Below are 24,755 nucleotides of genomic sequence, written 5' to 3'. Positions count from 1 at the left end.
CCGCGACGCGGGGATCAGCCCGGGTTGCCCCAGCGGGCCTGCTCGAGCAGGTCGGCGGCGCGCTCACCGGCGTCCGGCTCGTCGCCACGGAGCAGCGTGGTGGCCTCGTCGACCGCGTCGGTCAGCACCCGCCACTGCGCGTCCCGCTCCCGGACCAGGTCCGACTGCGCGGCCAACTGCCGGGTCTTCACCCAGAGCTCCACGAAGACCGACACCTTGGCCCGGAGCACCCACGGGTCGAACGGCTTGGTGAGGTAGTCGACCGCGCCGACCGCGTAGCCCCGCAGGGCCAGCTGGGCGTCCCGGTCGGCGGCGGTGAGGAAGATGATCGGCACGTGCCGGGTCCGCTCCCGGCGCTTGATGTGGCTCGCCGTCTCGAAGCCGTCCATGTCCGGCATCTGGGCGTCGAGCAGGATCACCGCGAAGTCGTCCACCAGCAGCTGCTTGAGCGCGGCCTCGCCGCTCTCCACGGCCACCGACTGGACCGGCAGGCCCTGGAGGATCGCCTCCAGGGCCATCAGGTTCTCCCGACGGTCGTCCACGAGCAGCGCCTTGGCCATCTGGGTCACGAGTTCTCCTCGGTCCGGCTGCCACTGATCCAGGACGACATGAGCTCGATCAGCTCGTCCAGGTCCACCGGCTTGGTGATGTAGTCGCTGCCCCCGGCCGCGAGCGCCGACTCCCGGTCCCCCGGCATCGCCTTCGCGGTCAGGAAGACGATGGGCAGGTCCGCGAAGCGGTGGTTACGACGGATCTGGCGGGTGGTCTCGTACCCGTCCTGGTCCGGCATCATGGCGTCCATCAGGACAATGTCCACCTCCGGGTGCTCGGCGAGCAGGCGGACGCCGTCCGCCCCGTTGTCCGAGTACAACACGGTCATCCCGTGCAGTTCCAATGCGCTGGTGAGGGCGAAGACGTTCCGGACGTCGTCGTCCACGATCAACACGGTCGCCCCGTCGAGTTGCCGGCTGGTCGGCCCGGCCGCCGGCTGCGGCAGCTCCAGCGGCGGCATCAGCAGCGACGACGGCAGGCCGGCCCGGGTCGGCGACGGCGGCAGCGGCGCGACCACCGCGTCCGGCGCCAGCACCTCCGGAACGAAGAGGGTGAAGGTGGAGCCCTGCCCCGGCGCCGACGTGACGGTGATGGTGCCACCCAGCAGTCGGGCCAGGTCCCGGCTGATCGACAGGCCGAGGCCGGTGCCGCCGTAGCGGCGACTGGTGGTCCCGTCCGCCTGCTGGAACGCCTCGAAGATGATCGACAACTTGTCGTCCGAGATGCCGATGCCGGTGTCGATCACGGTGAACGCGATCACCCGCCGGGCGTTGGTCAACGCCGGCACGTCGAAGACCGCGTTCTCCGCCGCCGGCGCGATCCGCAGCGTCACCGCGCCGTTGTCGGTGAACTTCACCGCGTTGGAGAGCAGGTTGCGCAGGATCTGCTGGAGCCGCAGCGCGTCGGTGACCAGCGCCGAGGGCAGGTCCTTGCTGACCCGCACCTGGAAGTCCAGGCCCTTCTCCTCGGCCTGCGGCGCGAACGCCTGCTCGACGTAGCCACGGATCTCGTTGAACCGCACCTCGGTCGGCTCGACGTCCATCCGGCCCGCCTCGATCTTCGACAGGTCCAGGATGTCGTCGATCAGCGACAGCAGGTCGGAGCCGGCGCTGTGGATCGTCCGGGCGAACTCGATCTGCTTCGGGGAGAGGTTCTGCTCCGAGTTCTCGGCGAGCAGCCGGGCCAGCAGGAGCAGCGAGTTCAGTGGGGTCCGCAGCTCGTGGCTCATGTTGGCCAGGAACTCCGACTTGTACGCCGAGGCCCGGGTGAGCTGCTGCGCCTTCTCCTCCAGACCGATCCGGGCCAGCTCGATCTCCCGGTTCTTGGTCTCGATGTTGCCCTTCTGCTCCGACAGCAGGGTGGCCTTCTCCTCCAGCTCGGCGTTGGTCCGCTGGAGCTCCGCCGACTGCTCCTGCAACTCGTGCGCCAGCCGCTGCGACTGGGCCAGCAGCTCCTCCGTACGCCGGTTGGCCTGGATGGTGTTGACCGCGATGCCGATGGTGACCACCAGCCGCTCCAGGAACGACAGGTGCAGCTCGGAGAAGGCGGCCACGCTGGCGAACTCGATCACGCCGAGCAGCTCGCCCTCGAAGAGCATGGGGAGCACGACGAGGTCGGTCGGGGGCGTGTCGGCCAGGCCGGAGCGCAGGGTCAGCGCGCGGTCCGGTGCGGCGCTCACCCGGATGGTGCGGCGGGAGAGGGCGGCCTGGCCGACCAGCCCCTCACCCGGCCCGAAGGTGACGTCGTGCCCGCGGGCCACGTACCCGTAGGAGGCGGTCAGCCGCAGCCGCATGCTCCCGTCGGAGGTGTCCGACAGGAAGAACGCGCCGAGCTGCGCGTCGACCAGCGGGGTCACCTCCACCATGATCATGCGGCAGACCTCGCCGAGGTCGCGCTGGCCCTGCAACAGCCCGCCGATCCGGGCCAGGTTGGAGTCGAGCCAGCCCTGCTCGGCGTTCTTCTTGGTCGTCTCCCGGAGGGTGACGATCATCTGGTTGATGTTGTCCTTCAGCTCGGCGATCTCGCCCTGCGCCTTGACGTTGATCCGCTGGGTCAGGTCGCCCCGGGTGACCGAGGTGGAGACCTGGGCGATCGCCCGGAGCTGGGTGGTCAGCGTGGAGGCGAGCTGGTTCACGTTCTCGGTGAGGTCCCGCCAGGTGCCGGAGACCCCCTTGACCTGCGCCTGACCGCCCAGCTTGCCCTCGATACCGACCTCCCGGCCGACCCGGGTCACCTCGTCGGCGAACGACGAGAGCTGGTCGACCATCGTGTTGACGGTGTTCTTCAGCTCCAGGATCTCGCCCTGCGCGTCGACGGTGATCTTCTGGCCGAGGTCACCCTTGGCCACCGCGGTGGTCACCGAGGCGATGTTGCGCACCTGGCTGGTCAGGTTCGACGCCATCGAGTTCACGTTGTCGGTCAGGTCCCGCCAGGTGCCGCTGACGCCCTTGACCTGCGCCTGACCGCCGAGCTTGCCCTCGGTGCCCACCTCGCGGGCCACCCGGGTCACCTCGTCGGCGAACGACGACAGCTGGTCGACCATCGTGTTCACCGTCGACTTCAGCTCCAGGATCTCGCCCTGCGCGTCCACGGTGATCTTCTGCGACAGGTCACCCTTGGCTACCGCCGTGGAGACCTGGGCGATGTTGCGCACCTGGGCGGTCAGGTTCGACGCCATCGAGTTCACGTTGTCGGTCAGGTCGCGCCAGGTGCCGGCGACGCCGCGCACCTGGGCCTGGCCGCCCAGCTTGCCCTCGGTGCCCACCTCACGGGCCACCCGGGTCACCTCGTCGGCGAACGACGACAGCTGGTCGACCATCGTGTTCACCGTCGACTTCAGCTCCAGGATCTCGCCCCGGGCGTCGACGGTGATCTTCTGGCCGAGGTCACCCTTGGCCACCGCCGTGGTCACCGAGGCGATGTTGCGCACCTGGCTGGTCAGGTTCGACGCCATCGAGTTCACGTTGTCGGTCAGGTCCCGCCAGGTGCCGGAGACGCCCTTGACCTGCGCCTGACCGCCCAGCTTGCCCTCGGTGCCCACCTCGCGGGCCACCCGGGTCACCTCGTCGGCGAACGACGACAGCTGGTCGACCATCGTGTTCACCGTCGACTTCAGCTCCAGGATCTCGCCCTGCGCATCGACGGTGATCTTCTGCGACAGGTCGCCCTTGGCGACCGCCGTGGAGACCTGGGAGATGTTGCGCACCTGACTGGTCAGGTTGCCGGCGAGCTGGTTGACGTTCTCGGTGAGGTCCCGCCAGGTGCCGGAGACCCCGCGCACCTGGGCCTGACCGCCCAACTTGCCCTCGATGCCCACCTCACGGGCCACCCGGGTCACCTCGTCGGCGAACGACGACAGCTGGTCGACCATCGTGTTGACGGTGTCCTTCAGCTCCAGGATCTCGCCCTGCGCGGCCACCGTGATCTTCTGCGACAGGTCACCCCGGGCCACCGCCGTGGAGACCTGCGCGATGTTACGCACCTGGCTGGTCAGGTTCGACGCCATCGAGTTGACGTTGTCGGTCAGGTCCTTCCAGGTGCCGGCGACGTTCGGCACCTCGGCCTGGCCGCCCAACTTGCCCTCGGTGCCCACCTCGCGGGCCACCCGGGTCACCTGCTCGGCGAAGAGCCGCAGCGTGTCGGTGAGCGAGTTCATCGTGTCGGCCAACTCGGCGACCTCGCCGCGCGCGCCGACAGTGATCTTCTGCGACAGGTCGCCCTTGGCCACCGCGGTCGCCACCTGGGAGATCGACCGCACCTGGCCGGTCAGGTTCGACGCCATGGTGTTCACCGAGTCGGTGAGGTCCTTCCAGGTGCCGGCGACGCCCCGGACGTCGGCCTGGCCGCCCAGCTTGCCCTCGGTGCCCACCTCCCGGGCCACCCGGGTCACCTCGTCGGCGAACGACGACAGCTGGTCGACCATCGTGTTCACGGTGCGCCCGATGCGCAGGTACTCACCGCGCAGCGGTCGCCCGTCGATCTCCAGCGCCATGTGCTGGGAGAGATCGCCGTCGGCGACCGCCACGATGACCCGGGCGATCTCGGTGGTCGGCCGGCCCAGGTCGTCGATGAGCGAGTTGATCGCCCGCTGCCCCTCGGCCCAGGAGCCGTCCAGGCCCTCGTCGTCGAGGCGCTCGGTGAGCCGACCGTCCCGGCCGACGATCCGGCTGATCCGCCGCAGGTCGAGGTACTGCCGCTCCTGGAGCGAGACGACCTCGTTGAAGGCGTCCGCGACCTCCCCGGCCGCCCCCGCGCGCCGGGGCAGCCGTACCTTGAGGTCGCCGCGACCCACCCGCCGCAGCGCCTCGGTCAACTCACCGAGGAGCGCCTCGTGGTCGGTCGCGGACGGATCCGCCACCGACTGCTTCGCCGTGGTCATCATTCCTCGTCTCAGCTCGGGGGCACCGACGCTGCCGACACGCCGGCCACCCCATATTGTGCCTGCGATTCCGCCGATGCCAGCTCGCGCGACTGCTCGCCACGCCCGACAGCCCCTGCCGGCGGCGACCAGAGGCGGGGATCGGCTTGGCACCTGCCGGGGTGGCGATGGAGGATACGGGGGTGTCGGCGGAGGCGAGGCCCGCGGCGGCCGGAGGCCCGGACGGGCACGTCCGGCGCGTCCGCCTTCCCGCCGACCGGCGTACGCCCGCCGCGGCGCGCGCCCTGGTCCGCTCGGTTCTCGCCGAGGCGGACCTGGACGAACTGCTCAACGAGGCCCTTTTGCTCACCACGGAACTCACCACCAACGCCGTGGAACACGCGGGCACCGAACTGGACATCGAGGTCGCCGCGGATGATGTCGGGCTGACAGTCACCGTCTCCGACTTCGCCTCCGGCCCCGTCGAGGAGCTGATCGTCGGAGTCCGCAACGACACCACCGAGATCACCGAGGTCGCCGAGCGGGGTCGCGGGCTGCTCCTGGTCGACCACTTCTCCAGCCGCTGGGGCACCACCTACCTGCCCACCGGGAAGGGCGTCTGGTTCCGGCTGGACCGCTCGGGAGCCGGCCCGGCCTCAGCGGGCACCGCCGCCGTTACCCGGGGTGGGCACAGCGGCGCCGGGGGCGACGGGCCCGGCGCGGTGTCCAGCGACGCGCCGAGCGCCGGCGCGATGAGCGAGCTGATGCAGATCAGCCCCGATCCGTACGCGGACGACCCGTTGCCCGATTTCGCCACCGGCCTGCTCACCCGGGTCGCCGAGATGGTCGGCGCGGCCGGTGGGGTGATTCGGCTGGACCGGGGCGACGGACCGGGCTCGCAGGTGCTGGCCCGCTACGGCCGCCAGCCCCGCGACGGCAACGAGCTGCTCCGGGTGAAGCTGAGCGTGCACCGCCCTTACGCCGGCGAGCTGGAGCTGGACGCCGCGCCGTCGGCGTACGCCCGGCCGCTCGCCGTGCTGGCGGCCGAACGGCTCTCGCTGCACCTGGAGAACGACCGGCTGCGTCGGACGGACGTCCGGCGGCAGGCCTGGCTGACCTTCCTGGCCGAGGCGAGCGAGCTGCTCGCCCAGTCGCTGGACGTCGAGCTGACCATGGCGCTGATCCCGCAGCTCGTGGTGCCCCGGCTCGGGCAGTGGTGCGCGGTGCACACCACCGACGAGTGGGGCCGGCTGCGGCTCGCGGCCTCCAGTCACGCCGACGAGTCGGTCCTGCCACAGCTGCACAAGGTGCTCCAGGAGACCGGCCCGGATTCCATCCAGGCCCGGCTGCGCGAGGCGTCCCGCAACGCGGCGCAGGTCCCGCTCGGCGGGCCGATGGAGGGTTTCGCGGTGCCGCTGATCGCCCGGGGTCAGCGGCTCGGCACCCTGGCCGTCGGGCGGCACCAGCGGCACCGGCACGACCCGGACGAGGTCGCCGTGCTTGAGGACGTGGCCCGGCGGGCCGCGCTGGCGATCGAGAACGCCCGCATCCACGCCGAGCGCCGCCGGGTGGCACAGACGCTCCAGCAGTCGCTGCTGCCCCCGGTGCTGCCGGTGGTCGACGGGATCGGCTTCGCCGCCGAGTACGTGCCGACCGGTGACGACGCCGACGTCGGCGGCGACTTCTACGACGTGCTGCCGCTGCCCGACGGGCGGTGGCTGGTGGTGATCGGCGACGTCTCCGGCAAGGGGGTGCAGGCGGCGGCGGTCACCGGGCTGGTGCGCGACGTGATCCGGGTGCTCGTCGGCGACGGCAAGCCGCTGCCCGAGGTGCTCACCCGGCTCAACGAGACGCTGGTCGAGCGGGGCGGCGGCCGATACTGCACGCTGGCCATGGCGGCGGTGGGGCCGGGCGACGGCGACCGGCTGGACGTCTCCCTGCACCTGGCCGGGCACGACCGGCCTGTGCTGCTGCGCGGCGCGGGCGGTGGCGCGTTCGTCGGCACCGGCGGCACCGCGCTGGGCCTGCTCGACACCATCACCACGCCCACGGCGGAGGTGCCGCTGGCCCCCGGCGACGCGCTGATCTTCTACACCGACGGGGTCACCGAGCGGCGTCGTGGGCGGGAACTCTTCGGCACGGAACGGCTGCGTGACGCCGCTGCGCCGTTGGCCGGCTACTCGGCCGACGTGGTCGCCGCGCGGCTGCGGGCCGCCGCGATCGGCTTCTCGGTCGAGGCGCCCCGCGACGACATCGCCATCCTGGTCCTGCGCAACGACGCGGTCTGACCGGCTCGCGGCCGGCACGACCGAACGGGCTCGCGCCACCGGCGTTGCTTGATCGACTCGACTTTCGTGACGTCGGGGTGTCCGTCCGGGTCCGACAGCCCGTCCTCAGGGATTTCGAGTGGATCAGTGCACGGGGTCACCCTGCGGCCCCGCGCCTGACCTTCGGCCGGACGGTGCGGCGGTGCGCCAAGCGGTAGGTTGACGGCATGTCGACCACCATGGATGTTGCCGCCGACCGGCCGCGTCTGGCCTGCGTCGTCCTGGTCACCCAGGCAGCCGTGATCGCCGCCTTCGTCGTGGTCGCGGCGCTCTACGTCGGGCGGATGCTGACCGCCGGTGTCGGCCCCGCCGAGATGCTGACCGGGGCGTACGACCCGAAGGATCTTGTGCCGTTCGGCCTGCACGGTGCGAACCCGTTCCTCTGGCTCTACGCCACGGTGTCGGTCCTCTACCTGGCGGGTGCCGTGCTCACCGTGCCGATGGCGATCTACGCCGTGGCGGTGGTGGCCCGGGACGCCGACCGCATCCCCCGGCGGTCGCGGATCCTCCTGCTCGTCGGCGCCGGCACCACCGCCATCCTGCTGGTGGCCCGCTTCACCCCGGCGCTCGCCGACATGCACCAGTGGTGGCTGGACTGATCATCCGAGGCGGGCGGGGCCACGGGATCGGCGACTCAGAAGCCACCGGGTAGGCGGCCGGGGGCGAGCCGGTGGTGTGGGTCGAGGTGCTCCTTGGCCGCCCGCAGCCGGGGCAGGGTGGTCAACTCGCCCCACAGGTCGACCGCGCGGCGGACCGCGGCGGGCGCGGAGAGCACCACGCACCGGCCCCGGCGGGCCAGCAGCACCCCCCGGACGGCGGCCAGGATCGAGGCCACCCGATCGGGAGGCAGCGACCCGGGCAGGGCCGCGTGCACCACGCCCAGCCCGGCGGAGCCGCGCACCGGCACCGGGGCGCCGGCCGCGTCGCGCAGCGCGTAGACGGCCGCGTGCAGATCGGTGATCGGCACCTCGATGCGCAGGGCGGTGTCGCCCGGCGCGAACGGGTAGCGCCGCCACCAGGTCGGCGGGGAGTGGGTGACCGTGACCCCACCGTCGAGCAGCGACACCAGCCGCTCGGCCCGCTCGACCACGTCGGCCGGGCCGCCCTCCAACAGGACCACGAGGCTGCCGGCCCGGGACGGCACGTCGGCCCGACCGGTCATCGACGGGTGGCGGGCCCGGGCCGCGGCGGCCGGGTCGTCGGCGCGCACCGGCCGGCGCGGCAACGGCGCGCTGGCCGAGAGGTCAAGCTCGACGGCGGCGGGATCGAGGCGCGCGGCGAGGATGGCCCGCACCAGGTCGTTGACCTCGAGCGGGGTCCACACCGGGCGGGAGACCCAGAGCCGACTGGCCGGCACGGGCTGCACCCGCAGGGTGGCTGAGACCAGCACGCCGAGCGCGCCCTGCGACCCGCAGAGCAGCCGCGCCAGATCCAGCCCCGGCGCACCCCCGCCCGCGCTGACCAGCTCGCCGTCGGCGGTCAGGTAGCGGACGCCGACCAGTTGGTCGCAGGGGCTGCCGTGCCGGTGGCGCAGCGGGCCGGCCTCACCGGCGGCGAGCACCCCGCCGAGGGTCGCCCCGGGCGAGGGTGCGTCGACGGCGAGCCGCTGGCCGGTGCGCTCCAGGGTCGCCTGGACGGCGCGCAGCGGCGTGCCGGCTCCGACCTCCACCGTCGGCGCGTCGACCGGCTCGTGCCCGATGCCGGCCAGCCGGCCGGTGTCGAGCATGATGTCGACCTGCTCCGGGGCTGCACCCCAGTCGATCTTCGTGCCGGCGCCGCGCGGAACCACGGTCAGGTCGTGCGCGGCCGCCAGCCGGAGCACCCGTGCCGCCGCCTGCGAACCGCCCGGGACCGCGACCCAGCGGGCGGCCCGGCCGGCCACCTCGTCGGCCGGGCCGGCGAACCGGGCGAACGGCGGACCACAGATCTCCGTCAACCGATGGGTGATCTCCAGAGCGCCGGACCGGTCGATCGAACTCGCTGCAGCCGCCATGCCGGTCATCGTACAGGTGTTCGAATGGCTGTGGTGTCGAATGCGGGCGGCCGGGCCGCGCGTACCGGCCGTGACCGGCGGCCGGCCGGTAACGTGACGCCGTGACCACCGAGAATTCCGCGCCCACGGCCAAGCAGGTCCCCAGCGAGCGGACCCACCACGGCGACACCGTCGTCGACGAGTACGCCTGGCTGGCCACCAAGGACGACCCGGAGACGATCGCGTACCTGACCGCCGAGAACGCCTACACCGAGGCCCGCACGGTACACCTGGCCGGCCTGCGCACGGAGCTGTTCGAGGAGATCCGCCGGCGCACCCAGGAGACCGACCTGTCGGTGCCGACCCGCAAGGACGGCTACTGGTACTACAGCCGCACGGTCGAGGGGCAGCAGTACGGCGTGCAGTGCCGGCGCGCGGTCCGCGACGGCGAGACCGAGCCGCCGGTCAGCGCGGACGGCGCCCCACTCGACGGCGAGGAGGTGCTGCTCGACGGCAACCTGCTGGCCGAGGGGCACGACTTCTTCGCCCTCGGCGCGTTCGACGTCAGCCCGGACGGCCGCTGGCTGGCCTACTCCACGGACTTCTCCGGCGACGAGCGGTTCACCCTGCGGGTCAAGGACCTCGACACCGGCGAGCTGCTCCCCGACGAGGTGCCCGACACCTTCTACGGCACCGCCTGGTCCGCCGACGCCTCGGTGCTCTTCTACGTCACCGTCGACGACGCCTGGCGACCCAACCGGGTCTGGCGGCACACCATCGGCTCGCCGGCGGCCGACGACGTGGTGGTGCATCAGGAGGACGACGAGCGGTTCTGGGTGGGGGTCGAGCTGACCCGCTCGGAGAAGTTCATCCTGATCGACATCCACAGCAAGATCACCAGCGAGGTGCTGGTGATCCCGGCCGGTAACCCGACCGGCCAGCCCGCGATGGTCGCGCCCCGCCGGCAGGGTGTCGAGTACGCGGTGGAGCACCACGCCCACCGTTTCCTGATCCTGCACAACGACGACGCCGAGGACTTCGCGCTGGCCTACACCTCCGCCGACGCGCCGGGCGACTGGGTGCCGCTGATCGAACACTCCCCCGGCACCCGGCTGGAGGCGGTCGACGCGTTCGCCGACCACCTGGTCGTCTCGTTGCGAGCCAACGGGCTGACCGGGCTGCGGGTGCTGCCGATCGGCGGCGGCGACTCGTACGACATCGACTTCCCCGAGCCGCTCTACAGCGTCGGGCTGGACGCCAACCCGGAGTACCGGACCGGGCAGATCCGGCTGCGCTACTCCTCGCTGGTCACCCCGGACTCGGTCTACGACTACGACCTGGTCACCCGGCAGATGGTGCTGCGCAAGCAGAAGCCGGTGCTGCCCGGGCCGGACGGGCGGCCGTACGACCCGGCCGACTACGAGCAGCACCGGGACTGGGCGCTCGCCGACGACGGCACCCGGGTGCCGATCTCGCTGGTCTGCCGGGTGGGCACACCGCGGGACGGCTCCGCGCCCTGCGAGCTCTACGGCTACGGGTCGTACGAGGCCAGCATGGATCCCTGGTTCTCGGTGGCCCGACTCTCCCTGCTGGACCGGGGCGTCATCTTCGCGGTGGCGCACACCCGGGGCGGCGGCGAGCTGGGCCGGCGCTGGTACGACCAGGGCAAGCTGCTGGCCAAGAAGAACACCTTCACCGACTTCGTGGCGACCGCCCGACACCTGGTCAAGGCTGGCTGGACGGCGAGCGACCGGCTGGTCGCCCGGGGCGCGTCGGCCGGCGGACTGCTGATGGGCGCGGTGGCCAACCTCGCGCCGGACGCCTTCACCGGCATCGTCGCGCAGGTGCCGTTCGTGGACGCGCTCACCTCGATCCTTGACCCGTCGCTGCCGCTGACCGTCACCGAGTGGGAGGAGTGGGGCAACCCGCTCGACGACCCGGAGGTCTACGCGTACATGAAGTCCTACACGCCGTACGAGAACGTGGCGGCGGTGGACTATCCGGCGATCCTCGCGGTGACCAGCCTGAACGACACCCGGGTGCTCTACCACGAGCCGGCGAAGTGGATCGCGAGGCTGCGGGCCACCGCCCCGCAGGGCGACTACCTGCTCAAGACCGAGATGGGCGCGGGTCACGGCGGCCCGAGCGGTCGCTACGACTCCTGGCGGGAGGAGGCGTTCATCAACGCCTGGATCCTCGACCGCCTCGGCCGGGCCTGACCGCACGCCCGCACGCCGCGCAACAAGATCACGCAACAATCGGGAAGTAGTGGCCTCGACGACCGATCGAGGCCACTACTACCCGGGAACCAGCACGATCTCAATCGGCCCGGCGGGGCGGCCCAAGCGCCTAGACTTCCCGGGTGATCGGGGCACGGTGGTGACCGGGGTCGACCGCGACGACGAGGAGCCGGGCGGGCCGTCCGACCAGGAGGCTGCGGCGCCCGGAACGGCCCGGCGCCGGCCGGCGTTGCTGATCCTCGCCGTGCTCTCCGCGGCCCTGGTGGTCTGCTGCTGCTCGGCCGTGGTCGGACTGCTGATCGCCTGGTCCGCCGGCCTCTTCCACCAACCCTGACCGCACCTCCCCGGCCGACCCGGCTGGGCAGCCGACCCGACGCCACGACCACCGGCCCCGTCCGACGGCCCCCGAGGGGCGGGGTCAGCCGGCGCGGGCGGCGGTGACCAGGGCGGCGGCCTCGCCGGTACGGACCATCCGTTGCCAACGCAGCCGGTTGCCGATCACCGCGGTCACCACCGACTGGACCACCACCAGGTACATCACCTGGCGGTAGACGAGCTGCTGGAGCGGCAGCGCCCAGAGTGGCCCGAACCGCTCCCGGTCGAGCCGCAGCGCGTAGCCGGCGGTCAGCGCCTGGAGCAGCAGCAACCCGAACCAGGACAGCGCGAGCGTCGACCACGGCAGGAAGAGCAGCCCGTAGAGGGCGAAGACGTCGACCGCCGGTGCGGTCAGCGGCAGCAGGATCTGGAAGACCATGAGGTACGGCAGCCCGCGCCGGCCGAGCTTGCCGCCCGCTCCTGACTCGCGTAGCGCGTGCCGGTGCTTCCACATCGCCTGCATCGTGCCGTAGCACCAGCGGTAGCGCTGCCGCCACAGCTGCCGCAGGCTCGACGGCGCCTCGGTCCAGGCGATCGCCGACTCCTCGTACACCACCCGCCAGCCGGCACGCAGCACCTTCATGGTGAGGTCGGTGTCCTCCGCCAGGGTGTCCGCCGGCACCCCGCCGACGCCGAGCAGCACCTCGCGGCGGAACGCGCCGATCGCGCCGGGAATGGTTGGCATGCACTCCAGCACGTCGTACATCCGGCGGTCGAGGTTGAAGCCGATCACGTACTCCAGGTGCTGCCAGCGGCCGAGCAGCCGCCGGCGGTTGGCCACCTTCGTGTTGCCGGAGATGGCGCCCACCGAGCGGTCGGCGAAGCCCTGCACCAGCCGGTACACCGTGTCCGGCTGGAATACCGTGTCCCCGTCCACCAGCACCAGCAGCTCCGCCCGGGCGGCTCGGATCCCGGTGTTCAGCGCGGCCGGCTTTCCGGCGTTCGCCTGCCGGAGAACGCGCACCCCGCGCAGCCGCATCCGCTCGACGATGTCGGCGGTGCCGTCGGTGGACCCGTCGTCCACCACGATCACCTCCAACGCCGGGTAGGCGCTGGCCACCAGCGACCGGACGGTCGCGGCGATGTTCGCCGCCTCGTTGTACGCCGGCACGATCACCGAGACCGGAGCGCGGACCTCGGGCCGGGGGCCGGTGTTCCGGCGTACCCGGCGAACGTGCCGCTGGGCGCAGAACACCTGGACCGCCAGCCGGGCGACGCCGAGCACCAACGCGATCCCGAGCAGCAGGTTCATCGCCCCGGCGACCCAGCCCGCGCCGCGCTGGGTCCAGCGCAGCGCGGTGCCGCTCAGTCGGGTGCCGGCGCTCGCCGGGAGCGCCGACTCCGGCGCGCCGACGCCCGCCGAGACGGTGGTGAACCGGTAGCCCTGCCCGGTCAGCTCGGGCAGCAGCCGGTCCAGCGCGGCCACCGTCTGGTCGCGGTCGCCGCCCCCGTCGTGCATCAGCACCACCGCGCCCCGCCCACGGGGCGGGGTGGCGGCCTTGACGATCTGGGCCTCCCCGGGGCGCTCCCAGTCCCGGGTGTCCCGATCGGCGAGCACGGCGAGGTGGCCGCTGCCGGCGGCGTCGCGCAGCGCCTCGTACCCGGGACCGGTCAGCTCGGACGGCAGGGACGAGAAGGGCGGCCGCAACAGGGTGACCTCCCGTCCGGTCGCCCCGGCGATCGCCTTACGGGTCAGCGAGAGCTCCAGGTCGCGCCGCCAGCCCGGCTGGCTGGCGAGGTCGGCGTGGGTGAAGGTGTGCGAGCCGAGCTCGTGCCCCTCGGCGAGGATCCGCCGGACCAGCTCGGGGTGCTCGTTGACCCGGGCGCCGACCACGAAGAAGGTGGCGTGCGCGTGGTGCCGGCGCAGCACGTCGAGCACCTGCGGCGTCCAACGCGGGTCCGGGCCGTCGTCGAAGGTGAGGGCGATCGTCCGGTCCGGCATGGTGCGGCTGACCGGCTCGGGTCGGTCCAGGCGGAGCACCGGGCCGCCGGCGGCGACCGGCTTCGGCACACCGGCCGCGGACGTCGCCGCCGCGCCCGGGTCACCGCCGGTGACGGCCGCGGCCGGCCCCGAGCCGCCGCCGAGACCGGTCACCAGACCGTGCACGGTGAGCGTGGCGAGCAGCAGGACCAGGCCGAGCAGGAGCAGCAGCCAGTGCGCTCGGGGATCGCGCCGGGCGACGTGCCGCGGGGGTGTCACTGTGGCTTGCCCGGGGACCTGCTCGGCTTCGCCGTGTTGCGCCGCTCGTCACCCTGGCCGGGCCGGTCGGACCCGCTCGGCTGGGCGGCCGGGGCCGCCGGGGTGGGACGGCCGGTCCGCGACGGGGAGGTCGCCGGGACCGGCGCGGAGGTCTGGGTGATCGGTGAGGGGACCGCGCCGGGGAGGTCGGCGACCTCGCCCTGTCCGTCCAGTCCGGCTTCGACCGGCTGCGCCGGCCGGTCGTCCGACCAGCCGGGCAGCGGCACCGAGGGGTCGAAGAAGAGGCCGGCGAGGATCAGCGCGAAGCTGGTGAGCAGGCCGAGCCCCATCGCGGTGCCGGCGATCACGGTCAGTCGGCGTCGACGGCCGGTCCGGTCGACGAACACCGGCGGGGCGCCGCCGGGCTGGTTGTGCATGTGCTGAACTCCCACCGCCGCAGCCGCCGTGGACCGTCCGGCCTCGGCGTCGGGCCCGACGGTCCGGGCCCTCGGAGCAGACAGCGCCCCGACGGATGCGGGTGTTACAGAGTTCAGGCAGTCCTAAGCTCCTCGACCGCCGTGCTGGCCCGCAGGAAGAACAGGCCGACCCCGACGGTGACCAGCACCGCGGCCAGCGCCCCGGCCCCGAGCAGTGCCAACTGCTCCCACGGCACCTCGGGCGCCCGACTCACCGCCGGACTGGTCAGGATCCGGGTGTACTGGGGACGGGTGGCCGGGTCCTCGCAGAGCGCCGCACCGGCGTCACAGACCTCGTAGGCCGCGCTGCTCTGGTTGACCTCGCCGAAGAGCCCGCGGGACAGGAAGGTGCCGACGGCGAGCGCCAGCAGGATCGCCGGCACGGCGGGCAGCACCGACTGCCAGGCGATGGAGCGGGCCAGGGTGCCCCGCGGCACGCCGGTGGCGACCAGCGCGGCGTACGCCCGCCGCCGGGCCACGATGCCCTCGACCACGGCGACGAGCAGCCCCGTGGCGGCGATCGCCACCGCCACGGCCACGGCGAGGTCCACCAGATCCATGGTGGCGAGATAGAACGGGTCGCTGCCCTCGTCGACGCCGGCGAGCCGGTTCTGTTCCCGGGTGAGCTGGTCCCGCAGGGCGAAGTTGGCCCGCAGGGCGGCGGCGCCGGCGCCGAAGATCAGTGCGGCCAGCAGGGCGGCGAAGGTCCGGCTGCCCGCCCACGGGTCGGCCGTGAGCCGACCGGCGGCGAGCAGCGCGGCGGGTCGCCGCGCGTGGCGGCGCAGCAGCCGACCGGTGGTGTGCGAGATCCAGCCGGTGCCGGTCACCACGCCGATCATGGCCGTCAGCCCGCCACCGGACAGCAGCGCCAGCAGCGTCCCGACCGGTGGGCCGTCGGGGCTCCGGTCGTAGCGGATGATCAATCCGCCCACGGCGAACGCGAACACACCGATGCCGATCAGCACGCCGGCCCAGGGGCGCGGCCCCCGCTCCCGGTTGGCCTTGCGGGTCACGCCCAGCGGGCTGGTGGTGACCCGGCGCAGCATCACCGCGGTGGCCAGCGCGGCGACCAGCGGCAGCCCCAGCACCACCGCGGCCATCGCCCCGGGCGACGGCAGCACGTCGGTGGGCAGGGCCAACTGCCCCCGCGCGTCCGGCCGGTCGAACAGCTCCCGGCCGCCGAGGTAGCCGGCCAGGGCGGCCAGCGTCCCGAGCAGGCCGGCGACGCCGGTCTCCAGCATCGCGAGCCGGGTGACCTGGCCCGGGGTGGCGCCGGCCAGCCGGAGCGCGGCGAGCCGGCGGTCCCGGGCCGGGGCGCCGAGCCGGGCGCACTGCCCCGCCAGCGCCAGCACCGGGACGCAGAGCAGCAGCAGGGCGAACGCGGTGCCGCCGCGCAGGCCCGGCTCGCGCAGTAGCGCGTTGCGGTACTGCTCCGACTGGGCCCAGGCGTCGCCCGCCGGTTTGGGGATGGCCAGCACGGTGAGCGCGGCAAGCGCGGCCAGCGTCGCCAGCGCGGCGCTGAGGGCGGTGAGCAGCACCCGGACCGAGTCGGTGCGGGTGCCGGCGAGCGCGAGCCGGAGCAGCGCCGCCGGCCTCACCGCTGGCCGCCGGCCAGCGACACGTCCAGGCCGAGGCCGGTCTGGTCGATCTTCCCGTCCCGGAGGACGACCTCCCGGTCGGCGTACGCGGCGATCCGCGGCTCGTGGGTGACCAGCACGATCGAGGTGCGCTGCTCCCGAGCGAGCCGGACGAGTGTGGTGAGCACCTGCTCGCCGGTGAGGGTGTCGAGCGCGCCGGTCGGCTCGTCCGCGAAGAGCACCCGCGGCTCGGTGACCAGCGCCCGGGCGGTGGCGCAGCGCTGCTGCTGGCCGCCGGACATCTCGCCCGGTCGGGTGTCGGCGACGTCTGCCACGCCGAGCCACTCCAGCCAGTTCAGCGCCGCCGTCCGCGCCTCTCGCCGCCCCGTGCCGGCGAGAAGCAGCGGAAGCGCGACGTTCTCCGCCGCGGTCAGCTCGGCGACGAGCTGACCGAACTGGAACAGTACGCCGAACTCGGTGCGCCGCAGCCGGGAACGGGCCGCCTCGGAGAGCAGGTCGATCCGCTGGTCGCGCCAGGTCACCTCGCCGGCGTCCGGGCGCAGGATCCCGGCCATGCAGTGCAGCAGGGTGGACTTGCCGCAGCCGCTCGGACCGGTGACGGCGACGATCTCGCCTTCGGCGACGTCGAGGGTGACACCGCGCAGCGCGGGCGTCCGCCCGTACGCCTTGACCACGCCGCGAGCCTGGAGCTGGGTCACGAGTGCACCTCCCGGTGCCAGTCGGCGACCCGGTCCAGGGTGGTGTGCAGCCACCGCAGGTCCGCGTCGAGGTGAGCGACGGCGAAGTCGGCCGCCAGCAGATCGTCGAGGCTCGCCGACGGGTCGACCTTCACCGCGGTCAGCTCGCGCAGCCGGGCGGTGTGCGCCCGGCGCTGCTCGATCAGGTAGCTCCGGGCCCGGTCGACGTCGGCGACCAGCAGCGCCACCACCACCTTCGCGAAGAGGGTGCTGGTCACGTAGGGCATCGGAGGCTCGATGGTGGACAGCCACCGATCCAGCGCCGCGCGACCGTCGCCGGTCAGCGCGAAGGCGGTGCGCTCGGGACCACCGTCGCGATCGTGGCCCGCAGTGGCCACCAGGCCGTCGCGATGCAGCCGGCCGAGGGTGGCGTAGACCTGCCCGAAGGCGAGCGGCCGGGCCCGGGGCAGCCGCTCGTCGTGCGCCCGCTTCAGCTCGTAGCCGTGCTTGCTGCCGGTGGCGAGCAACCCGAGCAGCACGTGCGGAGTGGACACACCTGCCACTATTCGCTCAGCGAATAGCCGAGTCAAGCAACCCGGGCGGCCCGGCGTCTTTTCTCAGCCGGCGGCCCAGGCCGGGTCACGCCCGGTGACGCCGAGCAGGCGGTGCAGGTCGGGCACGGTCGGATCGGTCGGCACCGGCTCGGCGAAGACGCCCATCTTCCGGGCCGTCGGGCCCAGCTGCGCGACCAGCTCGTGCAACGCGGCGGTCGCCTCGGGCGCCGGGGCGTACGCCTGGCCGGTGGCGGTGGCCAGGTCCCAACCGTGCACGGTCAGGTCCAGCAGCGCCATGCCGCCCACCGTGGCCTGTGGCATGCCCATCCCGGTCGATGTTCCCTCCAGGCTGGCCGGGTCGGACCAGGCGGCGACCAACCGGTCGGTCTCGACCTCGAACCGGTCCCGCCAGCCGTCGGCGAGATGGTCCGGCTTGTCCGCCCACTCGACCGGCCGCTTCGCGGCGAGGTCCTGGAAGTTGACCACCACCTGGAAGAGGTGGTTGAGCAGGTCGCGCACCGAGTAGTCGTGGCATGGTGTCGGCAGGTCGAGCTGGTCGTCGGCGATGCCGCGCACCACCGCGACCGTACGCGGCGCCGCAGCCGCCAGCAGCTCGCTAGTCTTTGTGGCCATAGGGCCAGCGTATGAGGGTGGTCTTGAAAAAATGCGACAGCAGCCGCGCGGCGACAACCGGGGGATCCTCGACCCCCGACGGTTGCTGCGCGAGGTCCACTTTCGCCGGCACCTGCCCGCCGGACGGCTGCGCCGGTACGTGGAGCACTACTGGCTGATCGACTGGGATCTGACCGAGCCGTTCGAGCAGCGCGTCGTGCCGCACCCGGCGGTGAACGTGGTGTTCCGCCGCGACGGCGGGGCCCCGGAAGTCGGCGAGGTGGCCGGCGTCGGGCTGGCCCTCTTCTCGGTCACCCTGACCGGGCGCGGCCGGGTCTGCGGCGTGCAGTTCCGGCCGGGCGGCTTCCGCCCCTTCTGGCGCCGCCCGGTGGCCGAGCTGACCGGCCGGCACCGGCCCCTCGCCGACCTCGCCGCGTCCTGGCCGCCGGCCGCCGAGCACACCGGCGGCATCTGCGACGGTACGGACGCCGAGCGCTGCCAGGCGCTCGACGACCTGCTCACCGGCTGGACGCCCGAGGCCGATCCGGTGACCGACGAGGTGATCCGGCTGGTCGAGGAGATCCGTACCGACCGGACGGTGCTGCGGGTGGACGAGTTCGCCCGCCGGCACGGGCTCTCCACCCGTCGACTGCAACGCCTCTTCCTCGACCGGGTCGGCGTCGGTCCGAAGTGGGTGATCCGCCGCTACCGGTTGCAGGAGGCGATCGAGCAGGCCGCCGACGGGCCGCAACCGGACTGGGCCCGACTCGCCGCCGACCTCGGCTACAGCGACCAGGCCCACCTGGTCCGCGAGTTCACCGCCGCCACCGGCACCTCGCCCGCCGCGTACGCCCGCTCGCTCGCCTGACCGGTCACCCGGCGGCGGCATCGACCCCCCGGTCAGCCGGTCGACACCACGGAATGTAATCTCGTCGCTCCCTCCGGCCCAGCCACCCGGATGCTTTGCTCTGCTTCAGCAGAGGAAACAGCAACGGAGGGTCATCGGCGGCGGGCGACGTTCGACGGCGGCGAATGCCACAGCAGCAGCTCGGAGCGGTGTTGCCGATAGTGAAGCAGAGCAAAGCGAGAGCGGCGAGGGGTGGCCGGGGCGTGGTAATGGTGACGCTACGCATTCGCGCTATCAGTCACGGTACGTGATTGTCCGCAGGTGACCGCCCCCGTGCGCCGGCGAACCGGCGCCGCCGCGACTCAGCGACGGCGCAGGGCGACCACCGCGACGTCGTCATGGATCTCGGGCGGGGCGAGTTCGACCAGCAGCCGCTCGCAGAAGCGGTCCAGGTCGTCGTCGACCTGCGTGGCGACGGCGGCCAGCGCGGACAGCCCGTCGTCGATCGTCGCGTCCCGCCGCTCGATCAGGCCATCGGTGTAGAAGACCAGCGTCGCCCCGGCCGGCAGCACGAACTCCAGGTCCTCCGGACGCTCGGCACGCACACCGAGCAGCGGCGCCGAGTGCTGCACGAACTCGACCTTGCCGTCCAAACTGAGCAGCGGCGGCAGGTGCCCGGCGCTGGCCAGGCGGATCCGCCCGGTGGGCGGGTGCAGCAGCAGCACGCAGATGGTGGCCAACTCGTTCGGGAGCAGGGTGCGCATCAGCTCGTTGACCCGGTGCAGGATCGCGCCCGGCTGGTGCCCCTCCACCGCGTACGCCCGGACGGCGTGCCGCAGCTCGGCCATCACCGTCGCCGCGTGCAGCGAGTGCCCGGCCACATCGCCGATGGCCAGCAGCAGGTGCCCGTCGAGCATCACCAGCTCGTAGAAGTCGCCACCCACCTCGGTCTGCGCGCTGGCCGGTTCGTAGCGCACCGCCAGGTCGAGACCGTTGATCTCGGGGATCCGACGGGGCAGCAGGCTGCGCTGGAGGGTGACCGCGATCCGGTGCTCCTCGTCGAAGGAACGCTGCGCCTCCACCGCCGCCGCCACCGCCTGGGCCAGCTGCACCAGCACCGGTGTCCGGGCGGTCTGCGTGCTGGTGGGCACCACGACGTAGAGCGGAGCACGGTCGGTGCGCAGCCGGGCGGCGGCCACCGTCACCGTGTCGTCCGCCGGCCATTCGACCAGCCCCCACTCGGCCGGGTCGGTGACCCGGACCGTCGCGCCGATCGGCACCCCCGTGTCGTCGACGACCCACGGCACGATGGTCGCCTCGGAGCCCGGGCCCGCCGCGATCCCGGCGAGGCAGTCACCGTCGAAGGTCTCCGCCACCACCGCGGCCGGGCTCTTGAAGATCTGCGCCGCGCCAGCCGCGGCCTCCTGCAACAACCGGGTGAAGTTCGGCGCGGTGTGCACCGCGACGGTGGTGTCGGCGAGCCCGAGCAGCCGTTCGGCGAGCAGCTCGGCCCGCTGCCGGGCCTGGTAGTAGCGGAGCACCGCGTGCGCGGTGGCGACCAGCTCCTCCGGCTCGATCGGCTCGGCGAGGTAGGCGTCCGCGCCTCGGGTGAGGCCCTGGGCACGGTCCGCCACGTCCACCGCGTGCGCGGACACGTGGATCACCGGCATCGCCGGGTGCGCTTCCTTGATCCGTTCGCAGACCTCGTAGCCGCTCAGGTCGGGTAGCCGGACGTCGAGCACCACCAGGTCGATCGGGTCGATGTCGACCCGGGCCAGCGCCTCGGCGCCGTTCTCCGCCTCCAACACCCGGAACCCGGCCCGGGTCAGCCAGCTGACCAGCAGGTAACGCTTGGTACGGCTGTCGTCGACCACCAGCACCGTCGACTGGGCCTCCACCTCAGGCTCCGCCCACGGGCAGGGTGACGGTGAAGGTGCTGCCCCGGCCCGGCTCGCTGGCCAGCTCCAGGGTGCCACCGAGCAGGGTGACCAGCCGCCGGGCGTACGGCAGGCCGAGGCCGGTGCCGCCGACCCGGGTCGCCCCCGGCACCTGGTAGAACTCCTCGAAGATCCGTTCGTGCAGCTCCGGGGCGATGCCGGGGCCGGTGTCCGAGACACTCAGCGACCACTGCTCGCCGCGCAGCTCCGCCCGGAGCCGGACCTCGCCCCGATCGGTGAACTTCAGCCCGTTGTGCAGCAGGTTGCGCAGCACCTGGCCGAGCAGCACCTCGTCGGTGCGCAACGTGGCGGGGCTTGGCGGCTCCTCCACCACCAGCTCCATCTCCGCGCGGGTGGCCAGCGCGCGCAGCGTGCCGCGAAGCTGCCCGAAGATCGGTCGGAGGTCGACCTGCGCCCAGTTCGGCTCGATCCGGCCCGACTCGGCCTTGGCCAGGTCGAGCAGCTCGTTGACCAGGGTGAGCAGGTCGGCCGCGGAGGCGCGAATCAGACCGACCTGCTGGGCCTGCTCGGTGGTGAGCGGGTCGGACGACGAATCCGCGAGCAACCGGCCCAGCCCGATGATCGCCGTCACCGGAGCCCGCAGCTCGTGGCTGACGTTCGCCAGGAACCGGCTCTTGGACTCGCTCGCCGCCCGCAGCTGGGCCGACTTCTCGTCCAGCTCGGCGTAGAGGGCCACCACGCCCCGGTTGGTCTCCTCCAACTCCTCGGAGAGCTGCCCGTAGAGGGCCATCACCCCGCGGTTGGTCTCCTGGAGCTCCTCGTTCAGGACGGCCAGCTCGTCGCGATGGCTGCGCACCTCGTCGAGGGCCGCGATCAGCTGCTCGTTCTGCGCAGCCAACTCGTCCAGGGCGCTGCCCGGAACGCTCCGGCCGAGCTCGGCACGAAGCTCGGCAAGCCGCTCCGGGGTCAGCGCCTGCGCGGTAACCGGGACACGTCGGGACATCCTCACGACCGTATCCCGCCCGAGCCGGATCGTGCCCAGGCTGTGCACCAGCCGCGCAACCGCGCCGGAGTGCGGCTCGTACCGGTCATCGGGCAGCGGGCCGATCGGGAGGAGGTCCACGCGCAGGTGGCGCCGGCCGTCCGCGCCGTCGTCGACATGGAAGCTGACGTCCGCGCCACCGACCGCGCGCAGCAGATCCCGGGCCACCTCGCTGAGCGCGGTGGCGATCCGGACCTGGTCCTGGTGCTCCAGCCCGACCGCCGCGGCCACCTCCCGGCCGCGCTGACGGACAACGAAGATGTCGTGCTCGACCCGCAGCGCCATCTGGAGCAGCGGCGGGCGGTCGAGCTGGTCTGTCATGCCGTCACCCTCGCGACCAGCACGCAGGCGTCGTCGCGCCGGGTGCCGGCGTCACGCAGCAGCGTCGCCGCGACCACCAGGGACGAGCGCTCGGCCAGCCCCGGGTAGTCGTCCAGCTGCCACCGGTCCACCACCCCGTCACTGTGCATCACCAGCAGGTCGCCCAGCTCGATGGGGTAGTCGTACTCCCGTACCACCGGCCGCTGGTGCCCGGCGATGCCCGGCAGGGAGACCAGCCCCCGACGCCGGCCGCCCGGGGTGACCACCTGCGCCGAGATGTTGCCCAGCCCGGCGTAGCGCAGCACACCGGCCAGTGGGTCCAGCTCGGCCACCGCCAACGCGGCCCCCCGGGTGTGCGACATCGACCGGTGCAGGTGCTGGACCACCACCGCCGGCGGGCCGGCCGGCGCGCTGTAGAAGGCGGTGATGGCCGCGTCGCTGGCGGCGGAGGCCAGCGGGCCGTGCCCCAGGCCGTCGCTGACCAGCACCTGCCGGCGCCCGTCGACCACCCGGACGGCGAAGCCGTCGCCGCTGACCGTCTCGCCGGTGATCGGCCGGGTCAGCCCGCCGACCCAGCGCGGGGCGTCCGGGCTGGACGGCCAGACCTGCACGGCGAGGACGGTGCCCCGGGCCGGCAGCGAGTAGCCGTCGAACCAGCTCGCCTGCCGGACGATCGCGCCGAGGCCGATGCCGAGGGTGCCGACGGTGGAGTGCCCGTCGCGCGACGAGACGGTGAGGTCGGCCATGCCGGGCCCCGAGTCGATGGCGACCAGCTCGACGCCGGCCTCCCGCTCGCGGCGTACCGGGCGCAGCAGCAGCGTCCCCTCGTCGGCGTGCTTGACCAGGTTGCTGGTCAGCTCGGCGGCGACGATGGCGAGATCGGCGGTGCGCGCCTCGCCCAGCTCCAGCTGGCGGCCGAGGCGCTCCGCGGTGCGCCGGACGGCACCGCCCGTGCCGGCCGACTCCACCCGGAACCAGACCCCGCGATCGGTGATCGTGTCCTCGGTCATCGAGACCACTTGGTGACCGTGATCCGGGTACCCGCCCCGACTCCGGTCTGGATGTCGAACTCGTCGACGAGCCGGCGCGCACCGCTCAACCCGAGGCCGAGGCCGCCACCGGTGGTGTAGCCGTCGGTGAGCGCGAGGTCGAGGTCTGCGATGCCGGGCCCGGAGTCGGCGAAGACGATGCGTACGCCGCGGCGCCGGCCGTTGTCCACGGTCGCCACCTCGACGCTGCCCCCGCCGCCGTAGACCAGGGTGTTGCGGGCCAGCTCGCTGGCCGCGGTGACCAGTTTCGTCTGGTCGACCAGCGAGAGCTTCACGGCCACCGCCACCGTCCGGACCAGCTGCCGGACGCGGACCACGTCCTCGTCGCTCTGGATCGCCTGCGCCTGCGGATGGCCCAGGTCGATGCCCGCGGTCATGGCGTGGCCGTCGTCTCGATGTCCACCTCGTCGTCGAGCGCGGCCTGTTCCTGCTCCTCGTCGCGCGCGGCCGCGATCAGATCCATGCCCCGTTCCACGTTGAGCGCCGTCCGGATGCCGTTGAGCGACAGCCCTAGCTCGACCAGCGTGATGGCGACCGCCGGGCGCATCCCGACCACCACGGTCTCGGCGTCGAGCACCTTGGAGATCGAGGCGATGGTGGAGAGCATCCGGCCGACGAAGGAGTCGACGATGTCCAACGCCGTGATGTCGATGATCACGCCGTGGCAGCCGGTCGCCACGATCCGTTCGGCGAGATCCTCCTGGAGCTGGACCGCGGTCTGGTCGGACATGTCGACCTGGATGGAGACCAGCAGGATGTCGCCGATCTTGAGGATCGGCACCCGCTCCATCAGACGTCCCGACGCGACTGGCGGCGTGCGGTCTCGATGCCGGAGAGCCGGAGCACGTGCCGCAGCGCGTCGGCGAGGCTCGCCTTGGTGGCGATGTCGCCGAACTCGATGCCGAGCGCCACGATCGTCTGGGCGATCTGTGGCCGGATGCCGGAGATGATGCAGTCCGCACCCATCAGCCGGGCGGCCACCACGGTCTTCAGGATGTGCTGGGCGACCTGGGTGTCCACCGCCGGAACGCCGGTGATGTCGATGATCGCGTACGGCGAGCCGGTGTCGACCAGGGTCTGCAGCAGCCGCTCCATCACCACCTGGGCCCGCGCCGAGTCGAGCGTGCCGACCAGCGGCACGGCGACGACGCCCTCCCAGAGCTTGACCACGGGGGTGGAGAGTTCGAGCAGCTGCTCGGCCTGATCGGCGATCAGACCCTCCCGGGTCCGGACGAAGGCCTCGAAGGTGAAGAGGCCCATCTGGTCGACCAGCCCGGAGAACGCGACGTAGTCACGGAGGGCGGTGGCGCCTCCCTCGGCCTCCAGCAGCTCCAGCAGCACGTCCTTGAGCGCGAACACGCTGATCGCCGTCTCGGTCGCGGAGAAGCCCTGCCGGGCCCGACCCCGGGACAGCTCGGCGAGCACGGCTCGCAGCTCGCCGGCCCGATCGGCCTCGACGTCGATGATCCCCTGTTCGCCGGTGGTGATCAAGGCGCGGTGCAGCTCCTGCAGCTGCCGGCGCAGCTCGGCCTGGCTGAGACGGCCGCGCAGCGACGCCGCGACGAGCTCCGTCCAGCGCTGGGTGACCCGCTCGGCGTGCTCACCCAGCAGTGCGGCGAGCCGACCGCTTTCTTCGGCGTTCAACGCCATTGCCAAACCCCCTTGACCTGGACCGGCCG

Annotated in this window: 20 protein-coding genes; 5 read left to right on the top strand and 15 right to left on the bottom strand. The window is 72.8% G+C overall.

The window, feature by feature from the left end:
• Positions 1-14: 14 nt before the first annotated feature.
• Both ACIBBA_RS04505 and ACIBBA_RS04500 read right to left on the bottom strand, forming a co-directional pair.
• On the bottom strand, positions 15-569 hold the full coding sequence (locus ACIBBA_RS04505) for a response regulator (RefSeq protein ID WP_350868172.1): 555 nt from the start codon (positions 567-569) through the stop codon (positions 15-17).
• Positions 566-4,930, bottom strand: a complete 4,365-nt coding sequence (locus ACIBBA_RS04500) for a HAMP domain-containing protein (protein WP_396693711.1) — start codon at positions 4,928-4,930, stop codon at positions 566-568. Before ACIBBA_RS04500 ends, ACIBBA_RS04505 begins: the two co-directional genes overlap by 4 nt.
• A 182-nt stretch (positions 4,931-5,112) precedes the next feature.
• On the opposite strand from ACIBBA_RS04500, the gene ACIBBA_RS04495 reads away from it, so the two are divergent.
• Positions 5,113-7,197, top strand: coding sequence for a SpoIIE family protein phosphatase (locus ACIBBA_RS04495; protein ID WP_396693709.1), 2,085 nt, complete (start codon positions 5,113-5,115; stop codon positions 7,195-7,197).
• Between the two features lie 206 nt (positions 7,198-7,403).
• A complete protein-coding gene (locus ACIBBA_RS04490) occupies positions 7,404-7,835 on the top strand; it encodes a hypothetical protein (RefSeq protein ID WP_396693707.1) in 432 nt (143 codons plus the stop codon).
• Positions 7,836-7,870: 35 nt separating this feature from the next.
• On the opposite strand, the gene ACIBBA_RS04485 is transcribed toward ACIBBA_RS04490, so the two are convergent.
• Positions 7,871-9,229, bottom strand: a complete 1,359-nt coding sequence (locus tag ACIBBA_RS04485; RefSeq protein WP_396693705.1) for an FAD-binding oxidoreductase — start codon at positions 9,227-9,229, stop codon at positions 7,871-7,873.
• A 101-nt stretch (positions 9,230-9,330) separates the two neighbouring features.
• Here ACIBBA_RS04485 and ACIBBA_RS04480 point away from each other — a divergent pair, with 101 nt between their 5' ends.
• A complete protein-coding gene (locus tag ACIBBA_RS04480) occupies positions 9,331-11,427 on the top strand; it encodes a S9 family peptidase (RefSeq protein ID WP_396693703.1) in 2,097 nt (698 codons plus the stop codon).
• A gap of 160 nt (positions 11,428-11,587) precedes the next feature.
• On the top strand, positions 11,588-11,782 hold the full coding sequence (locus tag ACIBBA_RS04475) for a hypothetical protein (RefSeq protein ID WP_396693701.1): 195 nt from the start codon (positions 11,588-11,590) through the stop codon (positions 11,780-11,782).
• Positions 11,783-11,866: 84 nt separating this feature from the next.
• On the opposite strand, the gene ACIBBA_RS04470 is transcribed toward ACIBBA_RS04475, so the two are convergent.
• From ACIBBA_RS04470 to ACIBBA_RS04445, 6 genes are all read right to left on the bottom strand, one after another.
• Complete coding sequence (locus ACIBBA_RS04470; RefSeq protein ID WP_396693699.1) at positions 11,867-14,023, bottom strand: bifunctional polysaccharide deacetylase/glycosyltransferase family 2 protein; 2,157 nt, start codon at positions 14,021-14,023, stop codon at positions 11,867-11,869.
• On the bottom strand, positions 14,020-14,439 hold the full coding sequence (locus ACIBBA_RS04465; protein WP_396693697.1) for a hypothetical protein: 420 nt from the start codon (positions 14,437-14,439) through the stop codon (positions 14,020-14,022). The genes ACIBBA_RS04470 and ACIBBA_RS04465 overlap by 4 nt, the downstream gene beginning before the upstream one ends.
• Positions 14,440-14,552: 113 nt before the next feature.
• Positions 14,553-16,076, bottom strand: a complete 1,524-nt coding sequence (locus ACIBBA_RS04460; RefSeq protein WP_396693695.1) for an FtsX-like permease family protein — start codon at positions 16,074-16,076, stop codon at positions 14,553-14,555.
• The gene (locus ACIBBA_RS04455) at positions 16,073-16,774 is read right to left on the bottom strand and encodes an ABC transporter ATP-binding protein (RefSeq protein WP_396693693.1); all 702 of its coding nucleotides are present in this window, start codon (positions 16,772-16,774) and stop codon (positions 16,073-16,075) included. Before ACIBBA_RS04455 ends, ACIBBA_RS04460 begins: the two co-directional genes overlap by 4 nt.
• On the bottom strand, positions 16,771-17,307 hold the full coding sequence (locus ACIBBA_RS04450) for a PadR family transcriptional regulator (protein WP_396693691.1): 537 nt from the start codon (positions 17,305-17,307) through the stop codon (positions 16,771-16,773). Before ACIBBA_RS04450 ends, ACIBBA_RS04455 begins: the two co-directional genes overlap by 4 nt.
• Positions 17,308-17,370: 63 nt before the next feature.
• Positions 17,371-17,940: a TIGR03086 family metal-binding protein gene (locus ACIBBA_RS04445; RefSeq protein WP_396693689.1), complete on the bottom strand. Its 570-nt coding sequence runs from the start codon at positions 17,938-17,940 to the stop codon at positions 17,371-17,373.
• A gap of 31 nt (positions 17,941-17,971) precedes the next feature.
• Between ACIBBA_RS04445 and ACIBBA_RS04440 the strand changes: the two genes are divergently transcribed.
• Positions 17,972-18,787, top strand: a complete 816-nt coding sequence (locus tag ACIBBA_RS04440; RefSeq protein ID WP_396693687.1) for a DUF6597 domain-containing transcriptional factor — start codon at positions 17,972-17,974, stop codon at positions 18,785-18,787.
• A 341-nt stretch (positions 18,788-19,128) separates the two neighbouring features.
• Here the strand turns inward: ACIBBA_RS04440 and ACIBBA_RS04435 are convergent, their stop codons facing one another.
• The 6 genes from ACIBBA_RS04435 to ACIBBA_RS04410 are packed head-to-tail and all read right to left on the bottom strand — an operon-like array spanning position 19,129 to position 24,726.
• Positions 19,129-20,664: a SpoIIE family protein phosphatase gene (locus ACIBBA_RS04435; protein WP_396693685.1), complete on the bottom strand. Its 1,536-nt coding sequence runs from the start codon at positions 20,662-20,664 to the stop codon at positions 19,129-19,131.
• A 1-nt stretch (position 20,665) separates the two neighbouring features.
• Entirely contained in the window at positions 20,666-22,027 is a 1,362-nt protein-coding gene (locus ACIBBA_RS04430; RefSeq protein ID WP_396693683.1) for a sensor histidine kinase, read from the bottom strand.
• Positions 22,024-23,037 (bottom strand): SpoIIE family protein phosphatase, encoded by a 1,014-nt coding sequence (locus ACIBBA_RS04425; protein WP_396693681.1) that lies wholly within the window; start codon positions 23,035-23,037, stop codon positions 22,024-22,026. Before ACIBBA_RS04425 ends, ACIBBA_RS04430 begins: the two co-directional genes overlap by 4 nt.
• A complete protein-coding gene (locus ACIBBA_RS04420) occupies positions 23,034-23,453 on the bottom strand; it encodes an ATP-binding protein (RefSeq protein ID WP_350868205.1) in 420 nt (139 codons plus the stop codon). Before ACIBBA_RS04420 ends, ACIBBA_RS04425 begins: the two co-directional genes overlap by 4 nt.
• Positions 23,450-23,866 (bottom strand): STAS domain-containing protein, encoded by a 417-nt coding sequence (locus ACIBBA_RS04415; RefSeq protein WP_396693678.1) that lies wholly within the window; start codon positions 23,864-23,866, stop codon positions 23,450-23,452. The genes ACIBBA_RS04420 and ACIBBA_RS04415 overlap by 4 nt, the downstream gene beginning before the upstream one ends.
• A complete protein-coding gene (locus ACIBBA_RS04410) occupies positions 23,866-24,726 on the bottom strand; it encodes an STAS domain-containing protein (protein WP_396693676.1) in 861 nt (286 codons plus the stop codon). Before ACIBBA_RS04410 ends, ACIBBA_RS04415 begins: the two co-directional genes overlap by 1 nt.
• Positions 24,727-24,755 lie beyond the last annotated feature (29 nt).

Source organism: Micromonospora sp. NPDC051006 (assembly GCF_044456245.1).
Classification (GTDB): Bacteria; Actinomycetota; Actinomycetes; order Mycobacteriales; family Micromonosporaceae; genus Micromonospora.
The sequence above is the reverse complement of the archived record's forward strand: the minus strand, read 5'-3'. Positions and strand labels throughout refer to the sequence as shown.

Coding starts and splice junctions, on each gene's coding strand:
- ACIBBA_RS04500 (WP_396693711.1), bottom strand. CDS start 4,930: ATGACCACGGCGAAGCAGTCGGTGGCGGATCCGTCCGCGACCGACCAC.
- ACIBBA_RS04490 (WP_396693707.1), top strand. CDS start 7,404: ATGTCGACCACCATGGATGTTGCCGCCGACCGGCCGCGTCTGGCCTGC.
- ACIBBA_RS04485 (WP_396693705.1), bottom strand. CDS start 9,229: ATGGCGGCTGCAGCGAGTTCGATCGACCGGTCCGGCGCTCTGGAGATC.
- ACIBBA_RS04465 (WP_396693697.1), bottom strand. CDS start 14,439: ATGCACAACCAGCCCGGCGGCGCCCCGCCGGTGTTCGTCGACCGGACC.
- ACIBBA_RS04445 (WP_396693689.1), bottom strand. CDS start 17,940: ATGGCCACAAAGACTAGCGAGCTGCTGGCGGCTGCGGCGCCGCGTACG.
- ACIBBA_RS04440 (WP_396693687.1), top strand. CDS start 17,972: ATGCGACAGCAGCCGCGCGGCGACAACCGGGGGATCCTCGACCCCCGA.
- ACIBBA_RS04430 (WP_396693683.1), bottom strand. CDS start 22,027: ATGACAGACCAGCTCGACCGCCCGCCGCTGCTCCAGATGGCGCTGCGG.
- ACIBBA_RS04425 (WP_396693681.1), bottom strand. CDS start 23,037: ATGACCGAGGACACGATCACCGATCGCGGGGTCTGGTTCCGGGTGGAG.
- ACIBBA_RS04420 (WP_350868205.1), bottom strand. CDS start 23,453: ATGACCGCGGGCATCGACCTGGGCCATCCGCAGGCGCAGGCGATCCAG.
- ACIBBA_RS04415 (WP_396693678.1), bottom strand. CDS start 23,866: ATGGAGCGGGTGCCGATCCTCAAGATCGGCGACATCCTGCTGGTCTCC.
- ACIBBA_RS04410 (WP_396693676.1), bottom strand. CDS start 24,726: ATGGCGTTGAACGCCGAAGAAAGCGGTCGGCTCGCCGCACTGCTGGGT.